Genomic DNA, 20,956 nt, shown 5'->3' on the forward strand with positions numbered 1-20,956 from the left:
TCTCTCATCGCAGCTTCGGATTGAGCGCGTCGCGCAGCCAGTCGCCGACGAGGTTGATGGCGAGCACGAGAAGCGCCAGCGCGATGCCGGGGAAGGCCACGATCCACCATTCGCCGGAGAACAGGTAATTGTTGCCGATGCGGATCAGGGTGCCGAGCGACGGCATGGTCTCCGGCATGCCCGTGCCGAGGAAGGACAGGGTCGCTTCGGTGATGATCGCAAGCGCCAGGTTGATGGTGGCGATGACGAGCACCGGCCCGAGCACGTTGGGCAGCACGTGCCGGAACATGATCACCGGCGCCGGCAGGCCGATCAGGCGGGCTGCGGCGATGTAGTCCTTGTTCTTCTCCACCATCACCGAGCCGCGCACGGTGCGCGCGTATTGCACCCAGAAGCTCAAGCCGATGGAGAAGACGAGCACGGATAGCGTCGTGGCGCCGTCGAGCTGCCCGCCAAGCACGGATTTGACCACGCCGTCGACGAGGAGCGCGATCAGGATCGCCGGAAAGGTCAGCTGCACGTCGGCGATGCGCATGATGATCGCATCGGTGGTGCCGCCGACATAGCCGGCGATCAGGCCGAGCGAGATGCCGAGCGTCGCCGAGAAGGCGACGCCGAGGAAGCCGACGGCGAGCGAGATCCGCAGGCCGTAGAGAATCGCCGAGAAGATGTCGCGCCCCTGCTCGTCGGTGCCGAGCATGAAGGGCATCTGCCCTTCCGCGTCCCAGATCGGCGGCAGACGGCTGTTCATGAGTTCAAGCTGCGCCGGATCGAAGGGATCCTGCGGCGAGAGAAGCCCGGCGAAGACGGCCGATGCCATGAACAGGAGGGTGACAAAGGCCGCGACCATGGTGAGCCTGGAGCGTTTGAAGCTCGCCCAGACATCGCTGTCGAGAAAGCGCCCGGCCCAGGTGGTCGGCTGGGAGGCCTGCACCGCTTCGATTGCTTCTGCCATCATCCCCTCCTCAGGCCGGCTGCCGGATGGTCGTTCTCAGGCGGGGATCGACGATCGTGTAGAGGATGTCGACGGCGAGGTTGATCACGACGAAGATCAGCGCGACCAGCATCAGGTAGGCCGCCATGATCGGGATATCGACGTTCTGCACGGCCTGGACGAAGAGCAGGCCCATGCCCGGCCATTGGAACACGGTCTCGGTGATGATCGCGAAGGCGATCACCGAGCCGAATTGCAGGCCGACGACGGTGATGACCGGAACCAGCGTGTTCTTGAGCGCGTGCCGGAAATGGACGGCGCGCGTGGTGAGCCCCCTCGCCCGGGCGAACTTGATGTAGTCGGCGCGCAGGACCTCCAGCATCTCGGCCCGCACGAGACGCATGATCAGCGTCATCTGGAACAGGCCGAGAGTGACCGACGGCATGATCAGCGCCTTGAGGCCGGACAATGTGAGAAGGCCGGTCGTCCACCAGCCGAGGCGCACGGTGTCGCCGCGACCGAAGGACGGGAGCCAGCCGAGCGTGACGGAGAACAGATAGATCAGCAGAATGCCGATCAGGAATGTCGGCAGCGAGATGCCGATCAGCGAGATGGTCTGAAACAGCTTCGCGAGAGCGCTGTCGCGTTTGAGACCGGAATAGACCCCCATCAGCACGCCGAAGCCCGTGGCGAAGATCGTCGCGCAGATGGCGAGCTCTAGAGTCGCCGGCATGCGCTCCGCCAGCAGGGTCGAAACGGGCTGCCGGAACTGATACGAGATGCCGAAATTGCCCTGGGCGGCCTGCACGAGATAACGCGCGAACTGCACTGGGACCGGATCGTCGAGACCGAGGGAGCGGCGCACCTGCTCGCGCTCGGCGGCGGGAGTATCGAGGGAGACGATCTGGTTTACCGGATCGCCGGCAAAGCGGAACATCGCAAAGGAAATGATCCCGACGGCCAGAAGAACGCCGATAGCCTGAAGGGCTCGTCGGATGATGAAAGCAAACATGAACAATCTCTAGATCGCTTCGCCCCAGGCCAACGACGTCGCCTGAGGCTTTCGAAAGAAATGTCCCGGGCAGAGTCCTGCCCGGGACGAGCGATCAGGCGCGGACTATTCCTTCTTCTGCGCCCAGTAGAACAGCACCTGGTTGTCGGCGCGCTGGACCATGTTCACCTTGTTCGAGACACCCCAGGCGAGAGCCTGCTGGTGCAGCGGGATGTAGCCGTACTCGTCGAAGGTGATCTGGAAGGCCTGCTTGATCATCTGGTCGCGCTTCTCCTTGTTGCTCTCGACCAGGATCTTGTCGGTCAGCTCGTCATGCTGCTTGTTGCAGAAATTGCCGAGATTCGACTCGCCGCGCGACGAGTTCGGATCGTTGCGGCAGCCTTCGATGTCGAACAGCACGTTGTGGCTGTCGAAGGTGCCCGGCGTCCAGCCCAGCAGGTAGAACGAGGTGTTGTAATTGCCGGACTTCAGCACCTTGCCGAAATACTGCGCCTTCGGCTGCGCCATCAGGTTCACCTTCACGCCGGCGCGGGCGAGCATGCCGACCACCGCCTGGCAGATCGCCTCGTCATTGACGTAGCGGTCGTTCGGGCAGTCCATGCCGATTTCGAAGCCGTTCGGATAACCCGCATCGGCGAGCAGCTTCTTCGCTCCGTCGACGTCGTATTTCGGACGCACGAAGTCGCCCGCCTTGCTGAAGAGCTGCGGCGCGATCATCAGGGCCGCCGGCGTGGACATGCCGCGCATGACGCGGGACTTGATGGTCTCGATGTCGATGGCCTTGTAGAAGGCCTCGCGCACGCGCTTGTCCTTGAACGGGTTCTTGCCCTTCACGTTCGAGAACAGAAGCTCGTCGCGGGTCTGGTCGAAGCCGAGGAAGATCGTGCGCAGCTCGGGGCCCGCCAGCACCTTGGCGTTGGCCGTGCCATTGACGCGCTGGACGTCCTGCAGCGGAACCGGCTCGATCACGTCCACCTCGCCGGAAAGCAGCGCGGCGACGCGGGTCGCGTCGGAGGCGATCGGCGTGAACACGATCTCGTCGAGATTGTGCTCGACCTTGCCCCACCAATCCTTGTTGGGCTTGAAGACGGTCTTCACGCCAGGCTGGTGGCTCTCGATCTTGAACGGGCCGGTGCCGTTGGCGTTCAGCGAGGCGAAGCTCGGCGTCGTCGCGGCGGCGGGCGTCGGCGCGACGCTGTTGTTCGCCTCCGACCATTCCTTGTCCATGATGTACCAGGTGTCCCACTGGGCATTCATGATCGGGTTCGGCGACTTCAGCTTCACGTCGACCGTGTAGTCGTCCACCTTCACCCATTCCGAACCGCTCGGAACGCGGGTCTGGAAGTTCGAGCCCGGAGCCCGCACGCGGGTGGCCGAGAAGATCACGTCGTCGGCATTGAACGGATTGCCGTTGTGGAACTTCACGTTCTTGCGCAGGAACAGGCGCCAGGTCAGGCCGTCCTCGCTGATCTCCCAGCGCTCGGCGAGGCCCGGCTCGATGGCCAGATCCTTGCCGCGCTTCGTCAGGCCTTCGAAGACATGGCCGTGATGGGCGATCGTGGTGGTCTCGTTGAGGGTGTAGGGATCGAGCGACTTCAGATCGCCCTGGTTGGCATAGCGAAGGGTCACGGCCATCGCCGGTACGGCGACGCCGACCATGAGCGTCGCGACCGTCGCCGCGAGAAATTTCGAACGGATCGTCATATGTCTCTTTCTCCTCTGGAAGCCCGCGTCTTTGCGCGGTGTTCTTTCTTCTCGGAAGCCCGGATTGTTGCCGTGTTCCTTCCGCCGGGCATGAAGTTAGGCAGGAAAGTGGCCGACGGTCCAGCCCCGACTTGGGCCAAGATGCTCAGCAATTAGGCACAGAGATCCTGGATCATCCGGCGCAGAACCCGCTCGCCGGCCTCCAATTCGCTGATCTCGAGATATTCGTCCGGCTGATGCGCCTGGGCGATATCTCCGGGGCCGCAGACCACGGTCGACCAACCGACCCGCTGGAACAGGCCCGCCTCGGTGCCGTAGGCGACCACATGTGTCCCGTTGTCGCCGGTGACCCGGCGCATGACGCGCTCGGCCGCGCCGTCCGTTTCCGGCCTGAGACCCGGGACCTCCGCGATCAGCTCGACGGCGACGCCGGTCTCGGGCGCAATCGCCTTCATCCGCGGCTCGACGACCTCGCGGATATAGGCCTTGTAGCGCTCCATGTAATCGAGCGGGCTCTCGGTCGGGATGGCACGGATGTCAGTGGAGAACCAGGCCGAGGACGAGACCACGTTGGCGGCGCTGCCGCCCGCCACCACGCCGCAATGCAGCGTCGTGTAGGGCGGCTCGAAGGGGTTGCTGGGATCGGCCCTGCGCCGATTCTCCTCCATCACGTCGTCATGCCAGGCGATGAGGCGCGCCGCGTTCATGACCGCGCTGACGCCCTGGTCGATCCGGCTCGAATGAACGGCATGCCCGGTCACCTGCGTGCGCAGCTGCACGGACGCCTTGTGTCCCGTCACCACCGCGTGGCGCGTCGGCTCGCCGACGATCACCGCGGAGGGCGCGGCGATGCGTTCCGCCATCTCCCGCACCATGGAAGGCGCGCCCCGGCAGGCGATCTCCTCGTCGTAGGAGAGCGCGATGTGGACCGGCCGCTTGAGCGGCGCACGCACCATCTCGGGCACCAGCGCCAGGACGAGGGCATCGAAGCCCTTCATGTCGGCCGTGCCGCGCCCATAGAGGCGGCCGTTCTTCTCCGTCAGCGTCCAGGGATCGGTCGACCAGTTCTGCCCCTCCACCGGCACAACGTCCGTGTGGCCGGACAGGACGATTCCGCCTTCGACCTGCGGCCCGATCGTGGCGTAGAGATTGGCCTTGTCGCCCTCGGGGCTCATCACGAGGCGGCTCTCGACGCCCTGGCTGTTCAGCCAGTCCCGGCAGAATTCGATGATGTCGAGATTGCTGCTGGTCGAAACGCTCGGGAAGGCAATCAGGCGCGCGAGCATTTCGCGGGGTGACAGGGACATCGAGGTCTTCTCCTTGGTTGCGCCCGAGCATCCGATCGGATCGAACCTGCGGTCAAGCTGTTTTATCGGTATGCAACCCCATTGCGCCCGTTGACGGGGCAGGCGCAGCGCCGTCATGATCCCCCGCATAAACGACCCGCCCTCCCCGGCGCGCTCGAAGGTCGAGACCCGCATGCTGCCTCGATGGCAGTCTGCTCGAATTCGCATGCCGCGCCCCAGCCGAATGGATAACGACATGACCGCCTTTGACGTGACGCTCTCCGATATCGAAGCGGCCCGCGACCGCATCGCCGGACGCGTCCGGCGGACGCCGGCCTTCGAGAGCACGGAAGTCTCCGAGCGCCTCGGCCGGCGCACGATCCTGAAGATGGAGGCACTGCAGCTCGCCGGATCTTTCAAGGTCCGCGGCGTTTTCAACAAGGTCCTGACGCTGAGCGACGAGGAACGCGGGCGCGGCCTCGTCACCGTCTCGGGCGGCAACCATGCCATCGCCGTCGGCCGGGTGGCCGGGACCCTCGGCCTCGATGCGCTGGTGCTGATGCCGAAGGTGACGCCACGCTTCAACATCGAGCTCACCACGAAATACGGCGCCCGGGTGGAACTCTGCGACGACGCGTCGGAAGCTTTCGCGAAGGCGGAGGAATACCAGAATCGCGGCCGGCTCTTCGTCCACCCCTATGACGATCCGGCCATCATCGCAGGTCACGGCACGGTGGGGCTCGATTTCCTCGACGATGCTCCCGATCTGACGCATGTCTTCGTCTCGATCGGCGGCGGCGGCTTCATGTCGGGCGTCGCGGCAGCCTTGAAGGCCAAGAATCCGTCCGTGACCGTCTATGGCGTCGAGACTACGGGCGCCCAGACGATGACGGAGGCGCTCAAGGCGGACAAGCCGGTGACGATCCGCCCGACCTCCATTGCCCGCACGCTCGGCGCGCCCTTCGCCACCAACCGGACCCTTGCTGCGGCAAAGCTCTTCCTCAAGGAAATCGTCCTCGTCGACGACGAGCCTGCCATCGCGGACCTGAGCTGGATCCTTCAGACCGAGAAGCTTCTCTGCGAGCCGGCCGCGGCCTGCGTTCTCACCGCTGCCCAGAAGATTGCGCCAACGCTGCCGGAGAACAGCGTGATCGGCCTCGTGCTGTGCGGATCGAACGTGTCGCTGGACGATCTCGACACGTGGCGGCGCCAGGGGGTTGCCTCATAGGGCGGAGGTTGGGGCGCATTTCCACATCACTGGCCGCGTATAGCCACCGAAGCGGAAATGCGAGTTATGCAATCAATTCAGCATAATCGATATCACCGTTCGCTCGCCCTCATCGACGACCGCTCGGCATCCTCGAGCTTCGCAATCAGTTGCGCCAGATGGCGAGGATGCTCTTCCTTGAGCACATCGGCATACATCCCTTTCAGGAAATGCCCGACCATCGACGCCGTATGGCTCGGCGGGAGATCCAAAGTGTTGGGGAGCCGGAGCCCCCGAAACTGTTCATCGTCAATCGGCACGGCTAGGCTCCGTTTGCCCGCTCATTCCCCTCGCCGTCTTCCAATGCCAACCCATGCAAGGCCATTGGGTTTCAGCGTGGCTGCCAGATCTCAGTCGGCAGATTTTCCGGCCGCCCTCCTGAGAGCGGCATTGATGCGGTCCTGCCAGCCCGGTCCATCCGCCTGGAAAAACTCAAGCACATCCTGGTCGATCCGCAGAGTGACGGTCTCCTTCACACCTGGAATCGCAGCAACCTTCGGCGGCCCTTCGACAGGCTTTGCCGTCGCCTTCTTGAAAGCGGCCTCGGCTGCTTTCAAGGGATCGGTCGGACGCCGTCCGCCTGGTGGTCTCGACATCGCTTTTCTCCCCAACCTCGGAACGAGGCAATCGTCGCATCACCAGAAATAGGAGACGCTGTAGGCAAGGATGCCGGCCACGACGAGAACGGCTGCGGTCTTCCAATGCTTCTGGATGTGCTGATGCAGAGTCATGCGGTCTCCTGCCCTCATCCACCGGCCTCTCGAAACAGCCCAGGAAGGTCCTGGTCGGGCGAGGATGTTGCGGCAGATCTTCCTGGCAGGATCATCGGCGAGAGCACAACTCACAGTCAAGAAGCCGTGAAAGGTCGATCGACCCCTGAGACCACCTCCATGCGGCGTCGAAGTCCAGCCATCTTGCAGGGATGGAGCACGAAGCAATCGCGATCGATGGAAGAGCAGATCATCGGAACCTGTGAAGGCAGGCCGGCTCTGCCAGAACTCTTGAACTCTCAAGAGGTTTAATGGTCGGAGCGAGAGGATTTGAACCTCCGACCCCTAGTCCCCCAGACTAGTGCGCTAACCGGGCTGCGCTACGCTCCGACTGCCGAAAGGCTTGGATGCTCTAACTTCTTAGGGCGGGTCGCGCAACCCTGAAAATCAGGCCGTGGGCAGAAACAGTTGTCGGCTAGGCGAGCAAGCAGCTGGGCAAAGGCAGCTCGGCGAAGGCAGCAGAACAACCGCTCCGCTGCCAGCACCCGCATATTCAGAAGTCCACCCAGAAGTCTTTCGCCGACATCTTCCGACCGGCCCCCACCTTCAAGAAAGGCGTAGCGCTCGCCGAACCTGTCCCATCGGGGTCGTAGTAAACGATGCCGTTCTTCGGATTGTAGATGACGCGGTCGTTCTCATCGTGCGCCTTGGTGCCTTGCCAGAACGCGCTCGGCTTCATCCAGCCGTTGACCTTGCCGATGCCAACGAAGGTGTACTGTGAGAGAAGAATGGCATCGAACTTCTTGTTGTAGTCGGTAATGATGTCATATTTTTTAGAGAGCGCCGAGAGGCCGAAGTAGAAATCATCATATCCCTCGCCGCCGGTCAGCGTATCCCGGCCACTCGATCCGGCCAGATAGTCATTGCCTGCACCTCCGTAGAGACGATCATTCCCGCTATCGCCAAAAAGCCTGTTGTTGCCCTCATTTCCATACATCGTATCGCGTCCGCCCGTTCCGAAGACGGTTTCTTCGCCCTCAGCATAGAACACACCCATCGCACCCTCCCATTGAAATGCCGACGTTGGACCAAGCCGAGACGCCGTGCTTTGAACGCCTGCTAAGCGGGTCATGATGCTACGATATTTATATGATATAACATATATTTATGTGTGGTAGCGCACAGGACCTGGATTTCGATTCCGTACCAAGGTTTGGATACCGATTCTCACAGGATTTGATGGGGAGCGACTTCGGTCGCATTCGACGTCACGGGCGGTACGTAAAATGAAAAGGATTCTGGAAAGACGGGCGCGGCTGACGGCCCAGGGCCGGTCGATGGGGGCAATGGTGGGCGGTGAGGGGATCGAACCCCCGACCTGCGGTGTGTAAAACCGATGCTCTACCAGCTGAGCTAACCGCCCGATGGGCCTGACATAAAAAGAGAAGGCCAACAACGCAAGCGTCGTCGGCCCTCTTTGCTAAAGCATCCGGCCCGAAAGTGGAATTCACAGATCGGACAGGTCGGGTGCCTTACGCTCTCTCATCGCCCCTTGGAGCGATCACTTCGCGTTGACGGCGTCCTTCAGGCCCGCGCCGGCGCGGAACTTCGGGGTCTTGGATGCCGGAACCTTCACCTTCTCTCCGGTGCGCGGATTGCGTGCCTCACCGGCAGCGCGATTGGTCACCACGAACGTGCCGAAACCGACGATCTTCACCTCGTCGCCCTTCTTCAGAGCGCCGGTGATCGCCTCGATGGCGGCGTCGACCGCTTCACCGGCCTGGCCTCGCGAAAGGCCCACCTTGTCGGCGACGGCCGCAACGAGCTCGCCTTTATTCATCGTCATATCCTCCAATGATCACGGGGACGCAAAAGCAATGGTCCACCGTTTCAGGGACCACTCGTTTGGCCCAAAGCTTGTCCGTAAGCAAGCCCTGAAGTGGCTGAAATGAGGCGTTTTTTTGATTTGCATCGCAAAAAAGGAGCCCCCGAATTCGCATTCGGGGGCTCCTAACGTTAGGTTAGACCCTCAGGGGCTCAGTGCGCGACCACGCCGGCCGCGTCGTCCTCGACGCCGGACTTAGGGTCCTTGAGCATCGCGGATTCATCCCACTCGATGCGCTCAGGCATCCGGATGAGGGCATGCTGGAGCACCTGATCCATCATGGAGACCGGCACGATTTCCATGCCATTCTTCACGCTGGCCGGAATGTCGGCCAGATCCTTGGCGTTCTCCTCGGGGATCAGCACCTTCTTGATGCCGCCGCGCAGAGCCGCCAGGAGCTTCTCCTTCAGGCCGCCGATGGGAAGCACCCTGCCCCGCAGCGTCACCTCGCCCGTCATGGCGATATCGCGGCGCACCGGGATACTCGTGATGACGGAGACGATGGCGGTCGCCATGGCGATGCCGGCCGAAGGGCCATCCTTGGGCGTCGCGCCTTCCGGCACGTGCACGTGGATGTCACGACGGTCGAACATGGGCGGCTCGACGCCGAAATCGAGAGCGCGGGAGCGGACATAGGACGCCGCCGCCGAGATCGATTCCTTCATGACGTCACGCAGGTTGCCCGTGACGGTCATCTTGCCCTTGCCCGGCATCATGATGCCTTCGATGGTGAGCAGCTCGCCGCCGACCTCGGTCCAGGCCAAGCCCGTGACCGCACCGACCATGTCCTCGGTCTCGGCTTCGCCGTAGCGATAGCGCGGCGGCCCTAAGAACTCGGGCAGATTGTCGGTGGTGACCTCGACCGCCTTGACCTTGGAGATCAGGATCTCCTTCACGGCCTTGCGGATGAGGTTGGCGAGCTCGCGCTCCAGGTTACGCACGCCCGCCTCGCGGGTGTAGCGCCTGATCAGCATGAGCAGCGCCTCGTCGCCGATCTTCCATTCCTTCTCCGCCAGACCATGCTTCTTCATGGAAGACGGGATCAGGTGGGTGCGGGCGATCTCGGCCTTCTCCTCCTCGGTGTAGCCGGCGATGCGGATCACTTCCATGCGGTCCAGAAGCGGACCCGGAATGTTCAGCGTGTTCGCCGTCGTCACGAACATCACGTTGGACAGGTCGTAATCGACCTCCAGGTAATGGTCGTTGAACGTGTTGTTCTGCTCAGGGTCGAGAACCTCGAGCAGGGCCGCCGACGGATCGCCGCGGAAGTCCATGCCCATCTTGTCGATCTCGTCGAGCAGGATGAGCGGGTTCGAGGTCTTGGCCTTGCGCATCGACTGGATGATCTTGCCGGGCATCGAGCCGATATAGGTCCGCCGGTGACCGCGGATCTCCGACTCGTCACGGACGCCGCCGAGCGACATGCGCACGAACTCGCGGCCGGTCGCCTTGGCGATCGACTTGCCGAGCGAGGTCTTACCCACGCCGGGGGGGCCGACGAGGCACAGGATCGGGCCGGTCAGCTTGTTGGCACGCTGCTGGACCGCGAGATACTCGACGATGCGCTCCTTGACCTTGTCGAGGCCGTAATGATCCGCATCGAGCAGATCCTGCGCCGCCTTGAGGTCCTTCTTCATCTTCGAGCGGCGGTTCCACGGAATACCCAGCAGCCAGTCGAGATAGTTGCGCACGACGGTCGCTTCCGCCGACATCGGCGACATCTGGCGCAGCTTCTTCAGCTCGCCAAGCGCCTTTTCGCGGGCTTCCTTCGTGAACTTGGTCTTCTCGATCTTCTCCTCGAGCTCGGCCAGCTCATCGCGACCTTCGTCGTCGCCGAGCTCCTTCTGGATCGCCTTCATCTGCTCGTTGAGGTAGTACTCGCGCTGCGTCTTCTCCATCTGACGCTTCACGCGGGTGCGGATCCGCTTCTCGACCTGCAGAACCGAGATCTCGCTCTCCATCAGGCCGAGCACCTTTTCCAGGCGCTGGGCGACAGTCGCCGTCTCGAGGATCGCCTGCTTGTCGGCGATCTTGATCGCAAGGTGCGAAGCGATGGTGTCGGCGAGCTTCGCGGGCTCGTCGATCTGGGTCACCGCGGTCACGACCTCGGGCGACACCTTCTTATTGAGCTTCACATAGTTTTCGAACTCGGACACGACGGAGCGGGCGAGCGCCTCGGCCTCGACCTGATCGCCGAGGGAATCGGGCAATGCCTCGGCTTCCGCTTCGTAATACTCGTCCGTGCGGGTGTAGTTCTTGACCTCGGCGCGGCTCGCGCCCTCCACCAGCACCTTCACGGTACCGTCGGGCAGCTTCAGAAGCTGGAGCACGTTGGCCAGGGTACCGACCTTGTAGATTGCATCCGTTGCCGGATCGTCATCCGTCGCATCGATCTGGGTTGCCAGAAGAATGTGACGGTCCCCCTTGACCACCTCCTCAAGCGCGCGGATCGACTTTTCGCGGCCGACGAAGAGCGGCACGATCATATGCGGAAAGACAACAATGTCGCGCAGAGGCAGAACCGCATAGGTTCCGGTCGAGCCTGGAACGACAGGCTGACGTGGCTTCGATTGTGTCATGAGACGACTTCCTTTTCACTGCGTCCGACGACCCCCTCGGATGAGCTGAATGTCGGACGGATAACCGGGATGCTCAGGCTTTTTTTATGGCTGCATCCGGTACGCCGGACTGCCCCTCCGGAAATGAGCGGACAGGGCCGGCGCAAGAGATAATGTGGCGTTGCGGACAAGGTGTTTCAAGACGATTGCCCGCAACGGTACAGCTTATGGGACGGGCCCCGCCGCCCTTACGCGCTGGCGCTGGCCGCCTGTTCGGTACGCTCGCCGTGGATGAAGAGCGGCTTCGCCTTGCCCTCCACCACTTCGGACCCGATCACCACCTGCTCGACGGAATCGAGGCCCGGCAGGTCGTACATGGTCTCCAGCAGGATGCCTTCCATGATGGAGCGCAGGCCGCGGGCACCCGTCTTCCGCTCGATCGCCTTCTTGGCGATGAGGGTCAGGGCCTCGTCCTGGAACGTCAGCTGCACGTTCTCCATCTCGAAGAGGCGCTGGTACTGCTTCACCAGGGCGTTCTTCGGCTCCTGCAGAATGGTCTTCAGGGCGTCGACATCGAGGTCTTCCAGCGTCGCCAGGACCGGCAGGCGGCCGACGAATTCCGGAATCAGGCCGAATTTCAGCAGGTCCTCGGGCTCGACCTCACGGAAGATCTCGCCTGTCCGGCGATCGTCGGGCGAGCTCACGCTGGCGCCGAAGCCGATCGACGTGCCCTTGCCCCGGCCGGCGATGATCCGCTCCAGCCCGGCGAAGGCGCCGCCGCAGATGAAGAGGATGTTGGTGGTGTCGACCTGCAGGAACTCCTGCTGCGGATGCTTGCGGCCGCCCTGCGGAGGCACGGAGGCGACCGTGCCTTCCATGATCTTCAGGAGAGCCTGCTGCACACCCTCGCCCGATACGTCGCGGGTGATCGAGGGGTTGTCCGACTTGCGGGAGATCTTGTCGATCTCGTCGATATAGACGATGCCGCGCTGGGCCCGCTCGACATTGTAGTCGGAGGCCTGGAGCAGCTTGAGGATGATGTTCTCCACGTCCTCGCCCACATAGCCTGCTTCCGTAAGGGTAGTCGCGTCGGCCATGGTGAAGGGAACGTCGAGGATCCGGGCGAGGGTCTGGGCGAGCAGGGTCTTGCCCGAGCCCGTGGGACCGATCAGCAGGATGTTGGACTTGGCCAGTTCGACGTCGTTGTGCTTCGTCGCGTGGGCCAGACGCTTGTAGTGGTTGTGGACCGCCACCGAGAGCACCTTCTTGGCGTGCTCCTGGCCGATCACGTAGTCATCGAGGACGCGGCTGATCTCCTTCGGGGTGGGTACCCCGTCGCGGGACTTCACGAGAGACGATTTCGACTCCTCGCGGATGATGTCCATGCACAGCTCGACGCATTCATCGCAGATGAAAACCGTCGGGCCAGCGATCAGCTTGCGAACCTCGTGCTGGCTCTTGCCGCAGAAGGAGCAGTACAGCGTACTCTTGGAGTCGTTGCCGCCAGCCTTGGTCATTATCACATCTCCAATCCGTACCGGGGCGGTCCGTGCCGGCCCAGCACCTTTAAATTATGAGCGACAGAGCTAACAAAATGTTCCGTCGCTAAGAATTGATCGTCCAAATCGCCACGTCTCCCGAATCCACATGCAATCACGCAGCGGGCGCGTGATCAATAGAAACGGGATTACTCGGCAAAAAGACGCACCTGGGAGGAATTTGTCCCCAGGTTTTAAGGGTTAGGCCGGAGGGGCTGCCGGCTCGGGACGCTTGGCGATGACCTGGTCGATCAGCCCGAATTCCTGGGCGGCCTCGGCGGTCATGAAGTTGTCGCGCTCCAGGGCCCGCTCGACCGCCTCATAGGGCTGGCCGGTGTGCTGGACGTAGATCTCGTTCAGCCGGCGCTTGAGGGCCTCGCTCTCGCGGGCATGGATCATGATGTCCGTGACCTGGCCCTGGTAGCCGCCGGAGGGCTGGTGGACCATGATGCGGGCATTCGGGAGGGCGAAGCGCATGCCCTTCTCGCCGGCGGTGAGCAGCAGGGAGCCCATGGAGGCGGCCTGGCCGACGCAGAGGGTCGAGACCGGGCAGCGGATGAACTGCATGGTGTCGTAGATCGACAGGCCCGAGGTCACGACGCCGCCGGGCGAGTTGATGTAGAAGGAAATCTCCTTCTTGGGGTTCTCGGCCTCGAGGAACAGGAGCTGCGCCACGATCAGCGAGGCCGAGTAGTCTTCGACGGGACCCGTGAGGAAGATGATCCGTTCGCGCAGGAGGCGCGAATAGATGTCGAAGGCGCGTTCGCCGCGGTTCGACTGCTCAACCACCATCGGGACGAGCGTATTGTTAAAGAGCGCTACCGGATCTCTCATTGTCTCACTGCTCCAATTCGGCCGCGCGAATCCGCGGCCGTGCATTTCATGCAAGCAACGAGACGCTTAAGGGAGCGTTACTCGCCCTTGCCGGCTTTCTCTCCGCCCTCGTCCTCATCGCTGAAGAGCGTGTCCTTGGAGACGGTCTCCTCGTTCACCTTCACCTGCGACAGGATCTGGTCGACGACCTTCTCCTCGAACAGAGGAGCCCGGATTTCAGCGAGGGCCTGCGGGTTCTTCTGGTAGAACTCCCAAACCTGACGCTCCTGGCCGGGATACTGGCGGACCCGCTCGATGAGGGCCTGAGTCACCTCATCGTCGGAAATCTTGATATCGGACTTCTCACCGATCTGTGCAAGGACCAAACCGAGGCGCACGCGACGCTCGGCGATCTTGCGGTACTCGGCCTTCGCCTCGTCCTCGGTGGTGCTCTCGTCCTCGAAGGTACGGTTGTTCGACTTCATGTCGCCGACAACCTGCGCCCACACGGCCGAGAACTCCTGCTCGACGAGGGTCGGCGGCAGCTCGAAGCTGTACTTGGCGTCGAGGGCGTCGAGAAGCTCCTTCTTCACCTTGCGGCGGGACTGAGCATCGAAATCGCGCTTGATGGCGTCGCGGATCGCGTCCTTGAGCTTGTCCAGGGACTCCATGCCGAAGCCCTTGGCCATCTCGTCGTCGATCTTCAGCTCGCCGGGAGCTTCGACTTCCTTCACGGTGACGTCGAACTCGGCGTCCTTACCGGCCAGGTGCTCGGCCATGTAATTCACCGGGAAGGTGACCTTCACGAGCTTGGTATCGCCGGCCTTGAGGCCGAGGAGCTGGTCCTCGAAGCCCGGGATGAAGGTGTTCGAGCCGAGCTCGACCCGGATGTCCTCACCCTTGCCGCCTTCGAACTCGGCACCGTCGATACGGCCGACGAAATCCACGACGACCCGGTCGCCATCGACCGCAGCGCCTTCCTTCGTCTCGAAGGAGCGGTTCTGCTTGGCCATGCGCTCGAGCGATTCGTTGATCTCGGCGTCGGTGATCTCGGCCACCGGCTTCTTGACGGCGACGTCCGACAGGTCGGCGAGCTCGAAGACCGGCAGGACCTCGAGGGCCACCGTGAAGGCGAGGTCGCCCTTGGCGTCCATGGCCTTCTCGACCTCGTCCTGGCTCTCGGGGAACTGAACCTGCGGCTCGTGGGCGAGCTTCAGGCCGTTGTCCTCGACGATCTTGCGGTTGGCCTCGTTGACGGCGTTCTGCAGCACGTCGGCCATCACGGAGCGACCATAGACCTTGCGCAGGTGGCCCACCGGCACCTTGCCCGGGCGGAATCCGTTGATCCGCACGCGATCCTTCAGGGTGCTCAGCTCGCTGGTCAGACGCTCTTCCAACTCGGTGGCCGGGAGCACGACCTTGAACTCTCGCTTCAAGCCTTGGGACAGTGTTTCCGTCACCTGCATGGTATTATTCGCCTTCATTCGCTCGAAAAATTTCTGTCAGGCTCCGGCCGATGCGGCTTGATGCCGTCAACCAGGCCACACGGAGCCTCCGGATAACCAACCCTGGCGGGATTGGTGCGGGCGGAGGGACTCGAACCCCCACAACTTTCGTCGCTGGAACCTAAATCCAGTGCGTCTACCAATTCCGCCACGCCCGCGCGCGAGCGGCGCGCGGACGCACCCCTCTTCCGGGACGCGGCTCTATAGCACGGTTAAAAGACAGTGCATCAAAAAAGTTCTTGGCGTCAAAAAAGTTCGCATGCGGCCAAATGGCAACCAAACTTGGCCGTTCGCGTTCAAGGCTGTACCCCTTTGCACGATCTTCAAGCCACGCGAGAAGCCCGCTCCATGATCACCCGCCGCGCCGTCACCGCCGGTCTCGCCACGACCCTGGTCGGTCTGCCTCGGCCGGGGCGGTCGCAGACCTCCTCCGGGTCCGAAACCATCCTGACGGCGAAGCCCGCGCCGATGAAGCTGCGCACCGACGCGACGGCCGAGGCTGAGGTCTGGAGGTTCGACGGCTCCATGCGTCCGATCGTGAAGGTGAAGCAGGGGGAGGACCTGCGGCTGTCGCTGAGAAACGAGACGCCCCTGCCCCTTTCCCTGCATTTCCACGGCCTGCGCGGGCCGAATGCCATGGATGGCGTCGGCGGGCTGACGCAGGAGCCGGTGCCCCCTGGCCGAAGCCACGAATACCGATTGACGCCACCCGATGCCGGGACCTTCCTGATCCGCCCATGCGTCCTCGGCGGGAGTGCCGAGCCCCTGGAGCGCGGTCTCTCGGGCCTGCTGGTCGTCGAGGAGCGGAATCCGCCGCAGGTCGACAAGGACGTCGCCTTGCTGATCGACGACTGGCGCCTGAACGACGACGGTTCACTCGTCCCGTTCGAGAAGCCGGCGGAGGCGACTCCCGCCGGCCGTCTGGGGAGCTGGCTCAGCGTGAACGGGGCCGCGACACCGCAGCGGATCGAGGCGCCGCCGGGTGGACGCTTACGCCTTCGCCTCGCCAATGCCTGCAATGCACGGGCCATGCGTCTGCGCCTCGACGGGCTGAGGGCCTATGTGATCGCCGTCGACGGACAGCCGGCGGCGGGCACCTTCGAACCCTTACGCGCCTCTCTGCCCTTCGCCCCCGGCACCCGCTACGACCTTCTGGTGGACCTGCCATCGGAAGCGGATGCGAGGGGCGCGGTAACGGCCATGCTCGGAGACGGCATGCCCCTCGCCGAGATCGTCACCGTCGGCGAGAAGCGCCCGGCCCTGCCGGACATCGCGCCGCTCCCGCAGAACCCGCGCCTGCCGGACACGATCAGGCTTCAGAGCGCCACCCGAAAGGACGTTACGATCAAGGGCGATCCGGCAGCCCCGAACGTCCCCTGGACGCTCAACGGCGCTGCGGGTAAGCCCTCGGGTGCACCACTCGTCAAGGTGAAGCGCGGCACTCCGGTCGTGCTGACGCTCGTCAATCAGACTGCGTTGATGCAGCCCATGCACCTGCACGGCCATTGCTTCCGGCTGCTGCATGCCCTCGACGACGGCTGGGAGCCCTATTTCCTCGACACGGTACAGGTGCCGGAGAACAAGACGGTCCGCATCGCCTTCGTCGCCGACAATCCGGGCAAATGGCTCCTCGCCTCGACGGTGATGGAGCGGTTCGATGCCGGCCTGTGGACCTGGATCGAGGTCAGTTAAGCAGCCCGCGCAGCACGCCCGGCACCAGATCGGCCAGATCCTCGGCGATGAGTCCGGGGCCGAAACTGCTCCCCGCCTCGGCGTGGATCCAGACCCCGGCGCAGGCGGCCTCGAAGGCGGGCACATTCTGCGCCATCAGCCCGGCAATCAGCCCACAGAGCGTATCGCCGGAACCGGCCGTCGCGAGATAAGGCGTGCCGTTCTCGTTGATCGCTGCTCGGCCGTCGGGCGACGCGATCACCGTATCCGCCCCCTTCATCACCACCACCGCGCCCGTATAGGCAGCGGCCCGCCGCGCCCGCACGATTTTCGATTCCGGATCAAGGATATCCGGGTGCCCCTTGAACAAGCGGTTGAACTCCCCGTCATGCGGCGTGAGCACCGTCGGAGCATGGCGGAAGGCCCCGTGGAGTTCCGATGCCAGCCCTTCGAACGAGGTCAGCGCATCGGCGTCGAGGACGAGGTGGCGCCTGGCGTGGACCGCGACGGCCACCATCGCCCGCGTGCCGGCATGGACCCCGAGCGCGGGCCCCAGAACGAGGGCATTGAGCCGGGTATCCTGCAGGATGGCATGCAGCCCCTCCGGACCGTCGCAGCCTCGCAGCATGATCGCGGTGAGATGCGCCGCATTGACCCCGAGGGCTTCGGGCGGCGAGGCCACCGTCACGAGCCCGGAGCCGATGCGAAGCGCTGCCCGCGCCGCCAGCCGCGCCGCACCGGTCCGGGTCGCTCCGCCGGATGCGACGAGGGTGTGGCCGCGCTCGTATTTGTGGGATGTGAGCCCCGGCTGCGGCAGCACCCGCAACCAGAGATCCGGATGATTGGCGAAGAGCTGTCCGCCCTTCGCCGCCAGGATCTCGCGGCCGATACCGATATCGGCCACCGCGACCTCCCCGCAGAAGGCCCGGCCCGGCAGGAGCAGGTGGCAGGGCTTGCGCGCCGCGAAGGTCACGGTGCAGGCAGCCTTGACCGCAATGCCCCGCACCGCTCCCGCGTCACCATCGATGCCCGAGGGAAGATCCACCGCCAGAATCGGCTTGCCCGATCCGTTCATCCGGTCGACCACATGGCGCGCTGCGCCGTCGAGGTCGCGAGCAAGCCCGGTGCCGAACAGCGCATCGACGATCAGGTCTGCCTCGGAGAAGGAGGCGTCTTCAGCTTCCAGGACGGCTCCGGTCCAGCCCCTCGCCGCTTCCGCCGCATCGCCCCTCAGGCGGTCCCGGCTGCCGAGGAGAAACAGCGAGGCGCGATAGCCTCGTTCGGCCAGGATTGTCGCCGCGATGAAGCCATCGCCTCCATTTTGTCCAGGGCCGGCGACAATGGCGATCCGAGAGCCCGAAGAGACTAATTTTTCGGCAGAATCCGCCACCGCCCGCCCTGCCCGTCTCATGAGCTCGATGCCCGGAATCCCCCTCGCGACGGCTTCCAGGTCCGCCTGCTTCATTTCGGAGGGGCTCAGAACGAGTTCAGGGGCTGTCATGAGAGCAAATTGGACCTGTTTTCGACGATTTGGCGAGGTTTTCCGCAACTGCACAAACTTTGATCATGATATGCTCACGAAGTCGGCAAAATGGCCGAGTTTGAATCGACGAACGCATGGAAGGCGCCTCTTGCTGGTGCTAAAAGCGGCAAAACCTCGAACGAAAAGCGGTTGGACCCGGATGAAGAAGATCGAAGCCATCATCAAGCCCTTCAAGCTCGATGAAGTCAAAGAAGCTCTCCAGGAAGTCGGCCTTCAGGGCATTACCGTCATCGAGGCCAAGGGATTCGGTCGCCAGAAAGGCCATACCGAGCTGTACCGGGGGGCGGAGTACGTCGTGGACTTCCTGCCCAAGGTGAAGCTCGAGATCGTCCTCAACGACGAGATGGCCGAGAGCGCGATCGAGGCCATTCGCAAGGCCGCCCAGACCGGGCGCATCGGCGACGGCAAAATTTTCGTTTCGACGGTCGAAGAGGCCGTTCGTATCCGCACGGGCGAGACCGGATCCGACGCGATCTAAGCTTGCTTTCCTATGCCGAGGCCTTTCCGGGCCGAGGACAATCCTAAAAGGGCAGAAGAGGACCTGACGACCATGCAGACCGCCAAGGAAGTGCTCAAGGCGATCAAGGATAACGACGTAAAGTATGTCGACTTCCGTTTCACCGACCCGCGCGGCAAGTGGCAGCACGTCACTTTCGACGTCGGCATGGTCGATGAAGACCTGTTCGCCGACGGCATCATGTTCGACGGTTCCTCCATCGCCGGCTGGAAGGCGATCAACGAATCCGACATGACCCTCATGCCCGATCCGACGACCGCTCAGATCGACCCCTTCTTCTCCGCCTCGACCATGTCGATCAACTGCGACATCCTCGAGCCGGCGACCGGCGAGCCCTACAACCGCGATCCGCGCGGCATCGCCAAGAAGGCCGAGGCCTACCTGCAGTCCACGGGCATCGCCGACACCGTCTATGTCGGTCCCGAGGCAGAGTTCTTCGTGTTCGACGACGTGAAGTTCATGGCCGACCCCTACAACACCGGCTTCAAGCTCGACTCCTCCGAGCTGCCGATCAATGGCGACACCCCTTACGAGGGCGGCAATCTCGGCCACCGCATCCCGACCAAGGGCGGCTATTTCCCGGTTCCGCCGCTCGACTCGGCTCAGGACATGCGCAGCGAGATGCTGGCTGCCATGAAGGCCATGGGCGTGACGGTGGAGAAGCACCATCACGAGGTGGCTTCCGCCCAGCATGAGCTCGGCACGAAGTTCAACACCCTCGTTCGCACCGCCGACGAGATGCAGATCTACAAGTACTGCATCCACAATGTCGCCCAGTCCTACGGCAAGACGGCCACCTTCATGCCGAAGCCGGTCTATGGCGACAACGGCTCGGGCATGCACGTGCACCAGTCGCTGTGGAAGGGCGGCAAGCCCCTCTTCGCCGGCAACAAGTATGCCGACCTGTCCCAGGAATGCCTCTGGTACATCGGCGGCATCATCAAGCACGCCAAGGCGCTCAACGCCTTCACCAACCCGTCGACGAACTCCTACAAGCGTCTCGTCCCGGGCTACGAGGCTCCGGTGCTGCTGGCCTACTCGGCCCGTAACCGCTCGGCTTCCTGCCGTATTCCGTGGACGACCTCGCCGAAGGCCAAGCGCGTCGAGGTTCGCTTCCCCGATCCGACCGCCAACCCGTATCTCGCCTTCGCGGCGATGCTGATGGCCGGTCTCGACGGCATCATCAACAAGATCGATCCCGGCCAGGCGATGGACAAGGATCTCTACGATCTGCCGCCGCGCGAGCTGAAGAAGATCCCGACCGTCTGCGGTAGCTTGCGCGAAGCCCTCGCCAGCCTCGACAAGGACCGCGCGTTCCTGAAGGCCGGCGGCGTCTTCAACGACGACTTCATCGACAGCTACATCGAGCTGAAGATGACGGAAGTTGCCCGTTTCGAGATGACCCCGCACCCGGTCGAATTCCAGATGTACTACTCCGTCTAAGGAGCACGACTTTTCCTCCCGGCTGCGGTTCCGCAGCCTGCCTTCGCCGGAGCCCTCGGGCTCCGGCTTTTTTATTGGATGCACGTCAGGTCAGAGCTGCCTGAAGGCGTGCGGGTTGTGACGGGGGGAGGGATTCGGCGCCGATCGCGGCAAGCTTCGCAATCTATTGTCGCACGGGAGAGTGGTGTTATCGTCGATGAATGATCGAAGCGACGGACACCATCGAAGGGGCCATCACGAAGCTCGCAGCCGGCAATTTGGGGGCGGCCTCCGTCCTGGGAAGGATCGTCGACGATCCATTTTCAGGCCTGCTGGTCCTGCTGGACCTGGACAGAATCGGACTCAATGGCGAGCAGATCTGGCGTCTCTATCGGGATGTCTACGACACGAATCTGGATCGATTTGTCGGACACGTGAAAATCCAGGTCGGTCGAATCGACGGACCGATACTCCGTGAATGTCCCTGACGTGACCGTCCCGGCCCGGCGGCCTCCCGCAAGGCCCTAACAAAAAAGGCCCGGGGTGACCCGGGCCTTTTCGTCTGTCTCGGGTGAGACGGATCTTAGTAGG

General features: G+C 63.2%; 18 protein-coding genes and 3 tRNA genes. 5 read left to right on the forward strand and 16 right to left on the reverse strand.

Annotated elements, in window-relative coordinates:
• Positions 1-4: 4 nt before the first annotated feature.
• The 4 genes from JKL46_RS22675 to argE all read right to left on the reverse strand — a co-directional run bounded on the left by JKL46_RS22675 (position 5) and on the right by argE (position 4,957).
• Complete coding sequence (locus JKL46_RS22675) at positions 5-955, reverse strand: ABC transporter permease (RefSeq protein WP_201837645.1); 951 nt, start codon at positions 953-955, stop codon at positions 5-7.
• 10 nt (positions 956-965) lie between these two features.
• Positions 966-1,946 carry an ABC transporter permease gene (locus JKL46_RS22680; RefSeq protein ID WP_201837647.1) on the reverse strand — a complete coding sequence of 327 codons (981 nt, stop codon included), beginning with the start codon at positions 1,944-1,946 and terminating at the stop codon, positions 966-968.
• A 105-nt stretch (positions 1,947-2,051) separates the two neighbouring features.
• Positions 2,052-3,650 carry an ABC transporter substrate-binding protein gene (locus JKL46_RS22685; protein WP_201837649.1) on the reverse strand — a complete coding sequence of 533 codons (1,599 nt, stop codon included), beginning with the start codon at positions 3,648-3,650 and terminating at the stop codon, positions 2,052-2,054.
• Between the two features lie 152 nt (positions 3,651-3,802).
• Complete coding sequence (gene argE, locus JKL46_RS22690; RefSeq protein ID WP_201837651.1) at positions 3,803-4,957, reverse strand: acetylornithine deacetylase; 1,155 nt, start codon at positions 4,955-4,957, stop codon at positions 3,803-3,805.
• Between the two features lie 235 nt (positions 4,958-5,192).
• Between argE and JKL46_RS22695 the strand changes: the two genes are divergently transcribed.
• Positions 5,193-6,164 (forward strand): threonine ammonia-lyase, encoded by a 972-nt coding sequence (locus JKL46_RS22695; RefSeq protein WP_201837653.1) that lies wholly within the window; start codon positions 5,193-5,195, stop codon positions 6,162-6,164.
• A gap of 92 nt (positions 6,165-6,256) precedes the next feature.
• On the opposite strand, the gene JKL46_RS22700 is transcribed toward JKL46_RS22695, so the two are convergent.
• From JKL46_RS22700 to JKL46_RS22750, 11 genes are all read right to left on the reverse strand, one after another.
• Positions 6,257-6,463 carry a hypothetical protein gene (locus tag JKL46_RS22700; protein WP_201837655.1) on the reverse strand — a complete coding sequence of 69 codons (207 nt, stop codon included), beginning with the start codon at positions 6,461-6,463 and terminating at the stop codon, positions 6,257-6,259.
• Between the two features lie 90 nt (positions 6,464-6,553).
• Positions 6,554-6,799: a BrnA antitoxin family protein gene (locus tag JKL46_RS22705; protein ID WP_201837657.1), complete on the reverse strand. Its 246-nt coding sequence runs from the start codon at positions 6,797-6,799 to the stop codon at positions 6,554-6,556.
• Between the two features lie 426 nt (positions 6,800-7,225).
• A tRNA-Pro gene (locus JKL46_RS22710) sits at positions 7,226-7,303 on the reverse strand.
• A gap of 163 nt (positions 7,304-7,466) precedes the next feature.
• On the reverse strand, positions 7,467-7,970 hold the full coding sequence (locus tag JKL46_RS22715; RefSeq protein ID WP_201837659.1) for a calcium-binding protein: 504 nt from the start codon (positions 7,968-7,970) through the stop codon (positions 7,467-7,469).
• A 290-nt stretch (positions 7,971-8,260) separates the two neighbouring features.
• Positions 8,261-8,336 (reverse strand) — tRNA-Val (locus JKL46_RS22720).
• A 138-nt stretch (positions 8,337-8,474) separates the two neighbouring features.
• On the reverse strand, positions 8,475-8,753 hold the full coding sequence (locus JKL46_RS22725) for an HU family DNA-binding protein (RefSeq protein WP_099508052.1): 279 nt from the start codon (positions 8,751-8,753) through the stop codon (positions 8,475-8,477).
• A gap of 197 nt (positions 8,754-8,950) precedes the next feature.
• A complete protein-coding gene (lon, locus tag JKL46_RS22730; RefSeq protein WP_201837661.1) occupies positions 8,951-11,377 on the reverse strand; it encodes an endopeptidase La in 2,427 nt (808 codons plus the stop codon).
• A 227-nt stretch (positions 11,378-11,604) separates the two neighbouring features.
• A complete protein-coding gene (clpX, locus tag JKL46_RS22735) occupies positions 11,605-12,873 on the reverse strand; it encodes an ATP-dependent Clp protease ATP-binding subunit ClpX (RefSeq protein ID WP_201837663.1) in 1,269 nt (422 codons plus the stop codon).
• A gap of 222 nt (positions 12,874-13,095) precedes the next feature.
• Positions 13,096-13,728 (reverse strand): ATP-dependent Clp protease proteolytic subunit, encoded by a 633-nt coding sequence (locus JKL46_RS22740; RefSeq protein WP_201837665.1) that lies wholly within the window; start codon positions 13,726-13,728, stop codon positions 13,096-13,098.
• Positions 13,729-13,805: 77 nt separating this feature from the next.
• Complete coding sequence (gene tig / locus JKL46_RS22745) at positions 13,806-15,173, reverse strand: trigger factor (RefSeq protein WP_201837685.1); 1,368 nt, start codon at positions 15,171-15,173, stop codon at positions 13,806-13,808.
• Between the two features lie 112 nt (positions 15,174-15,285).
• A tRNA-Leu gene (locus JKL46_RS22750) sits at positions 15,286-15,370 on the reverse strand.
• A gap of 190 nt (positions 15,371-15,560) precedes the next feature.
• On the opposite strand from JKL46_RS22750, the gene JKL46_RS22755 reads away from it, so the two are divergent.
• Positions 15,561-16,904: a multicopper oxidase family protein gene (locus JKL46_RS22755; RefSeq protein WP_201837667.1), complete on the forward strand. Its 1,344-nt coding sequence runs from the start codon at positions 15,561-15,563 to the stop codon at positions 16,902-16,904.
• On the opposite strand, the gene JKL46_RS22760 is transcribed toward JKL46_RS22755, so the two are convergent.
• A complete protein-coding gene (locus JKL46_RS22760; RefSeq protein WP_201837669.1) occupies positions 16,897-18,384 on the reverse strand; it encodes an NAD(P)H-hydrate dehydratase in 1,488 nt (495 codons plus the stop codon). The two genes, JKL46_RS22755 and JKL46_RS22760, sit on opposite strands and share 8 nt — an antisense overlap.
• Positions 18,385-18,565: 181 nt before the next feature.
• Here JKL46_RS22760 and JKL46_RS22765 point away from each other — a divergent pair, with 181 nt between their 5' ends.
• From JKL46_RS22765 to JKL46_RS22775, 3 genes are all read left to right on the forward strand, one after another.
• Positions 18,566-18,904, forward strand: coding sequence for a P-II family nitrogen regulator (locus JKL46_RS22765; protein ID WP_036360409.1), 339 nt, complete (start codon positions 18,566-18,568; stop codon positions 18,902-18,904).
• Between the two features lie 72 nt (positions 18,905-18,976).
• Positions 18,977-20,386, forward strand: a complete 1,410-nt coding sequence (gene glnA / locus JKL46_RS22770; protein WP_201837671.1) for a type I glutamate--ammonia ligase — start codon at positions 18,977-18,979, stop codon at positions 20,384-20,386.
• 200 nt (positions 20,387-20,586) lie between these two features.
• Complete coding sequence (locus JKL46_RS22775; protein ID WP_201837673.1) at positions 20,587-20,853, forward strand: hypothetical protein; 267 nt, start codon at positions 20,587-20,589, stop codon at positions 20,851-20,853.
• The last annotated feature ends 103 nt before the right edge of the window (positions 20,854-20,956 follow it).

Source organism: Microvirga zambiensis WSM3693, assembly GCF_016735695.1.
Lineage (GTDB): Bacteria > Pseudomonadota > Alphaproteobacteria > Rhizobiales > Beijerinckiaceae > Microvirga > Microvirga zambiensis.

Coding starts and splice junctions, on each gene's coding strand:
- argE (WP_201837651.1), bottom strand. CDS start 4,957: ATGTCCCTGTCACCCCGCGAAATGCTCGCGCGCCTGATTGCCTTCCCG.
- lon (WP_201837661.1), bottom strand. CDS start 11,377: ATGACACAATCGAAGCCACGTCAGCCTGTCGTTCCAGGCTCGACCGGA.
- JKL46_RS22715 (WP_201837659.1), bottom strand. CDS start 7,970: ATGGGTGTGTTCTATGCTGAGGGCGAAGAAACCGTCTTCGGAACGGGC.
- tig (WP_201837685.1), bottom strand. CDS start 15,173: ATGCAGGTGACGGAAACACTGTCCCAAGGCTTGAAGCGAGAGTTCAAG.
- JKL46_RS22740 (WP_201837665.1), bottom strand. CDS start 13,728: ATGAGAGATCCGGTAGCGCTCTTTAACAATACGCTCGTCCCGATGGTG.
- JKL46_RS22775 (WP_201837673.1), top strand. CDS start 20,587: ATGATCGAAGCGACGGACACCATCGAAGGGGCCATCACGAAGCTCGCA.
- JKL46_RS22695 (WP_201837653.1), top strand. CDS start 5,193: ATGACCGCCTTTGACGTGACGCTCTCCGATATCGAAGCGGCCCGCGAC.
- JKL46_RS22760 (WP_201837669.1), bottom strand. CDS start 18,384: ATGACAGCCCCTGAACTCGTTCTGAGCCCCTCCGAAATGAAGCAGGCG.
- JKL46_RS22685 (WP_201837649.1), bottom strand. CDS start 3,650: ATGACGATCCGTTCGAAATTTCTCGCGGCGACGGTCGCGACGCTCATG.
- JKL46_RS22675 (WP_201837645.1), bottom strand. CDS start 955: ATGGCAGAAGCAATCGAAGCGGTGCAGGCCTCCCAGCCGACCACCTGG.
- JKL46_RS22725 (WP_099508052.1), bottom strand. CDS start 8,753: ATGAATAAAGGCGAGCTCGTTGCGGCCGTCGCCGACAAGGTGGGCCTT.
- JKL46_RS22680 (WP_201837647.1), bottom strand. CDS start 1,946: ATGTTTGCTTTCATCATCCGACGAGCCCTTCAGGCTATCGGCGTTCTT.
- JKL46_RS22765 (WP_036360409.1), top strand. CDS start 18,566: ATGAAGAAGATCGAAGCCATCATCAAGCCCTTCAAGCTCGATGAAGTC.
- clpX (WP_201837663.1), bottom strand. CDS start 12,873: ATGACCAAGGCTGGCGGCAACGACTCCAAGAGTACGCTGTACTGCTCC.
- JKL46_RS22705 (WP_201837657.1), bottom strand. CDS start 6,799: ATGTCGAGACCACCAGGCGGACGGCGTCCGACCGATCCCTTGAAAGCA.
- JKL46_RS22755 (WP_201837667.1), top strand. CDS start 15,561: ATGATCACCCGCCGCGCCGTCACCGCCGGTCTCGCCACGACCCTGGTC.
- glnA (WP_201837671.1), top strand. CDS start 18,977: ATGCAGACCGCCAAGGAAGTGCTCAAGGCGATCAAGGATAACGACGTA.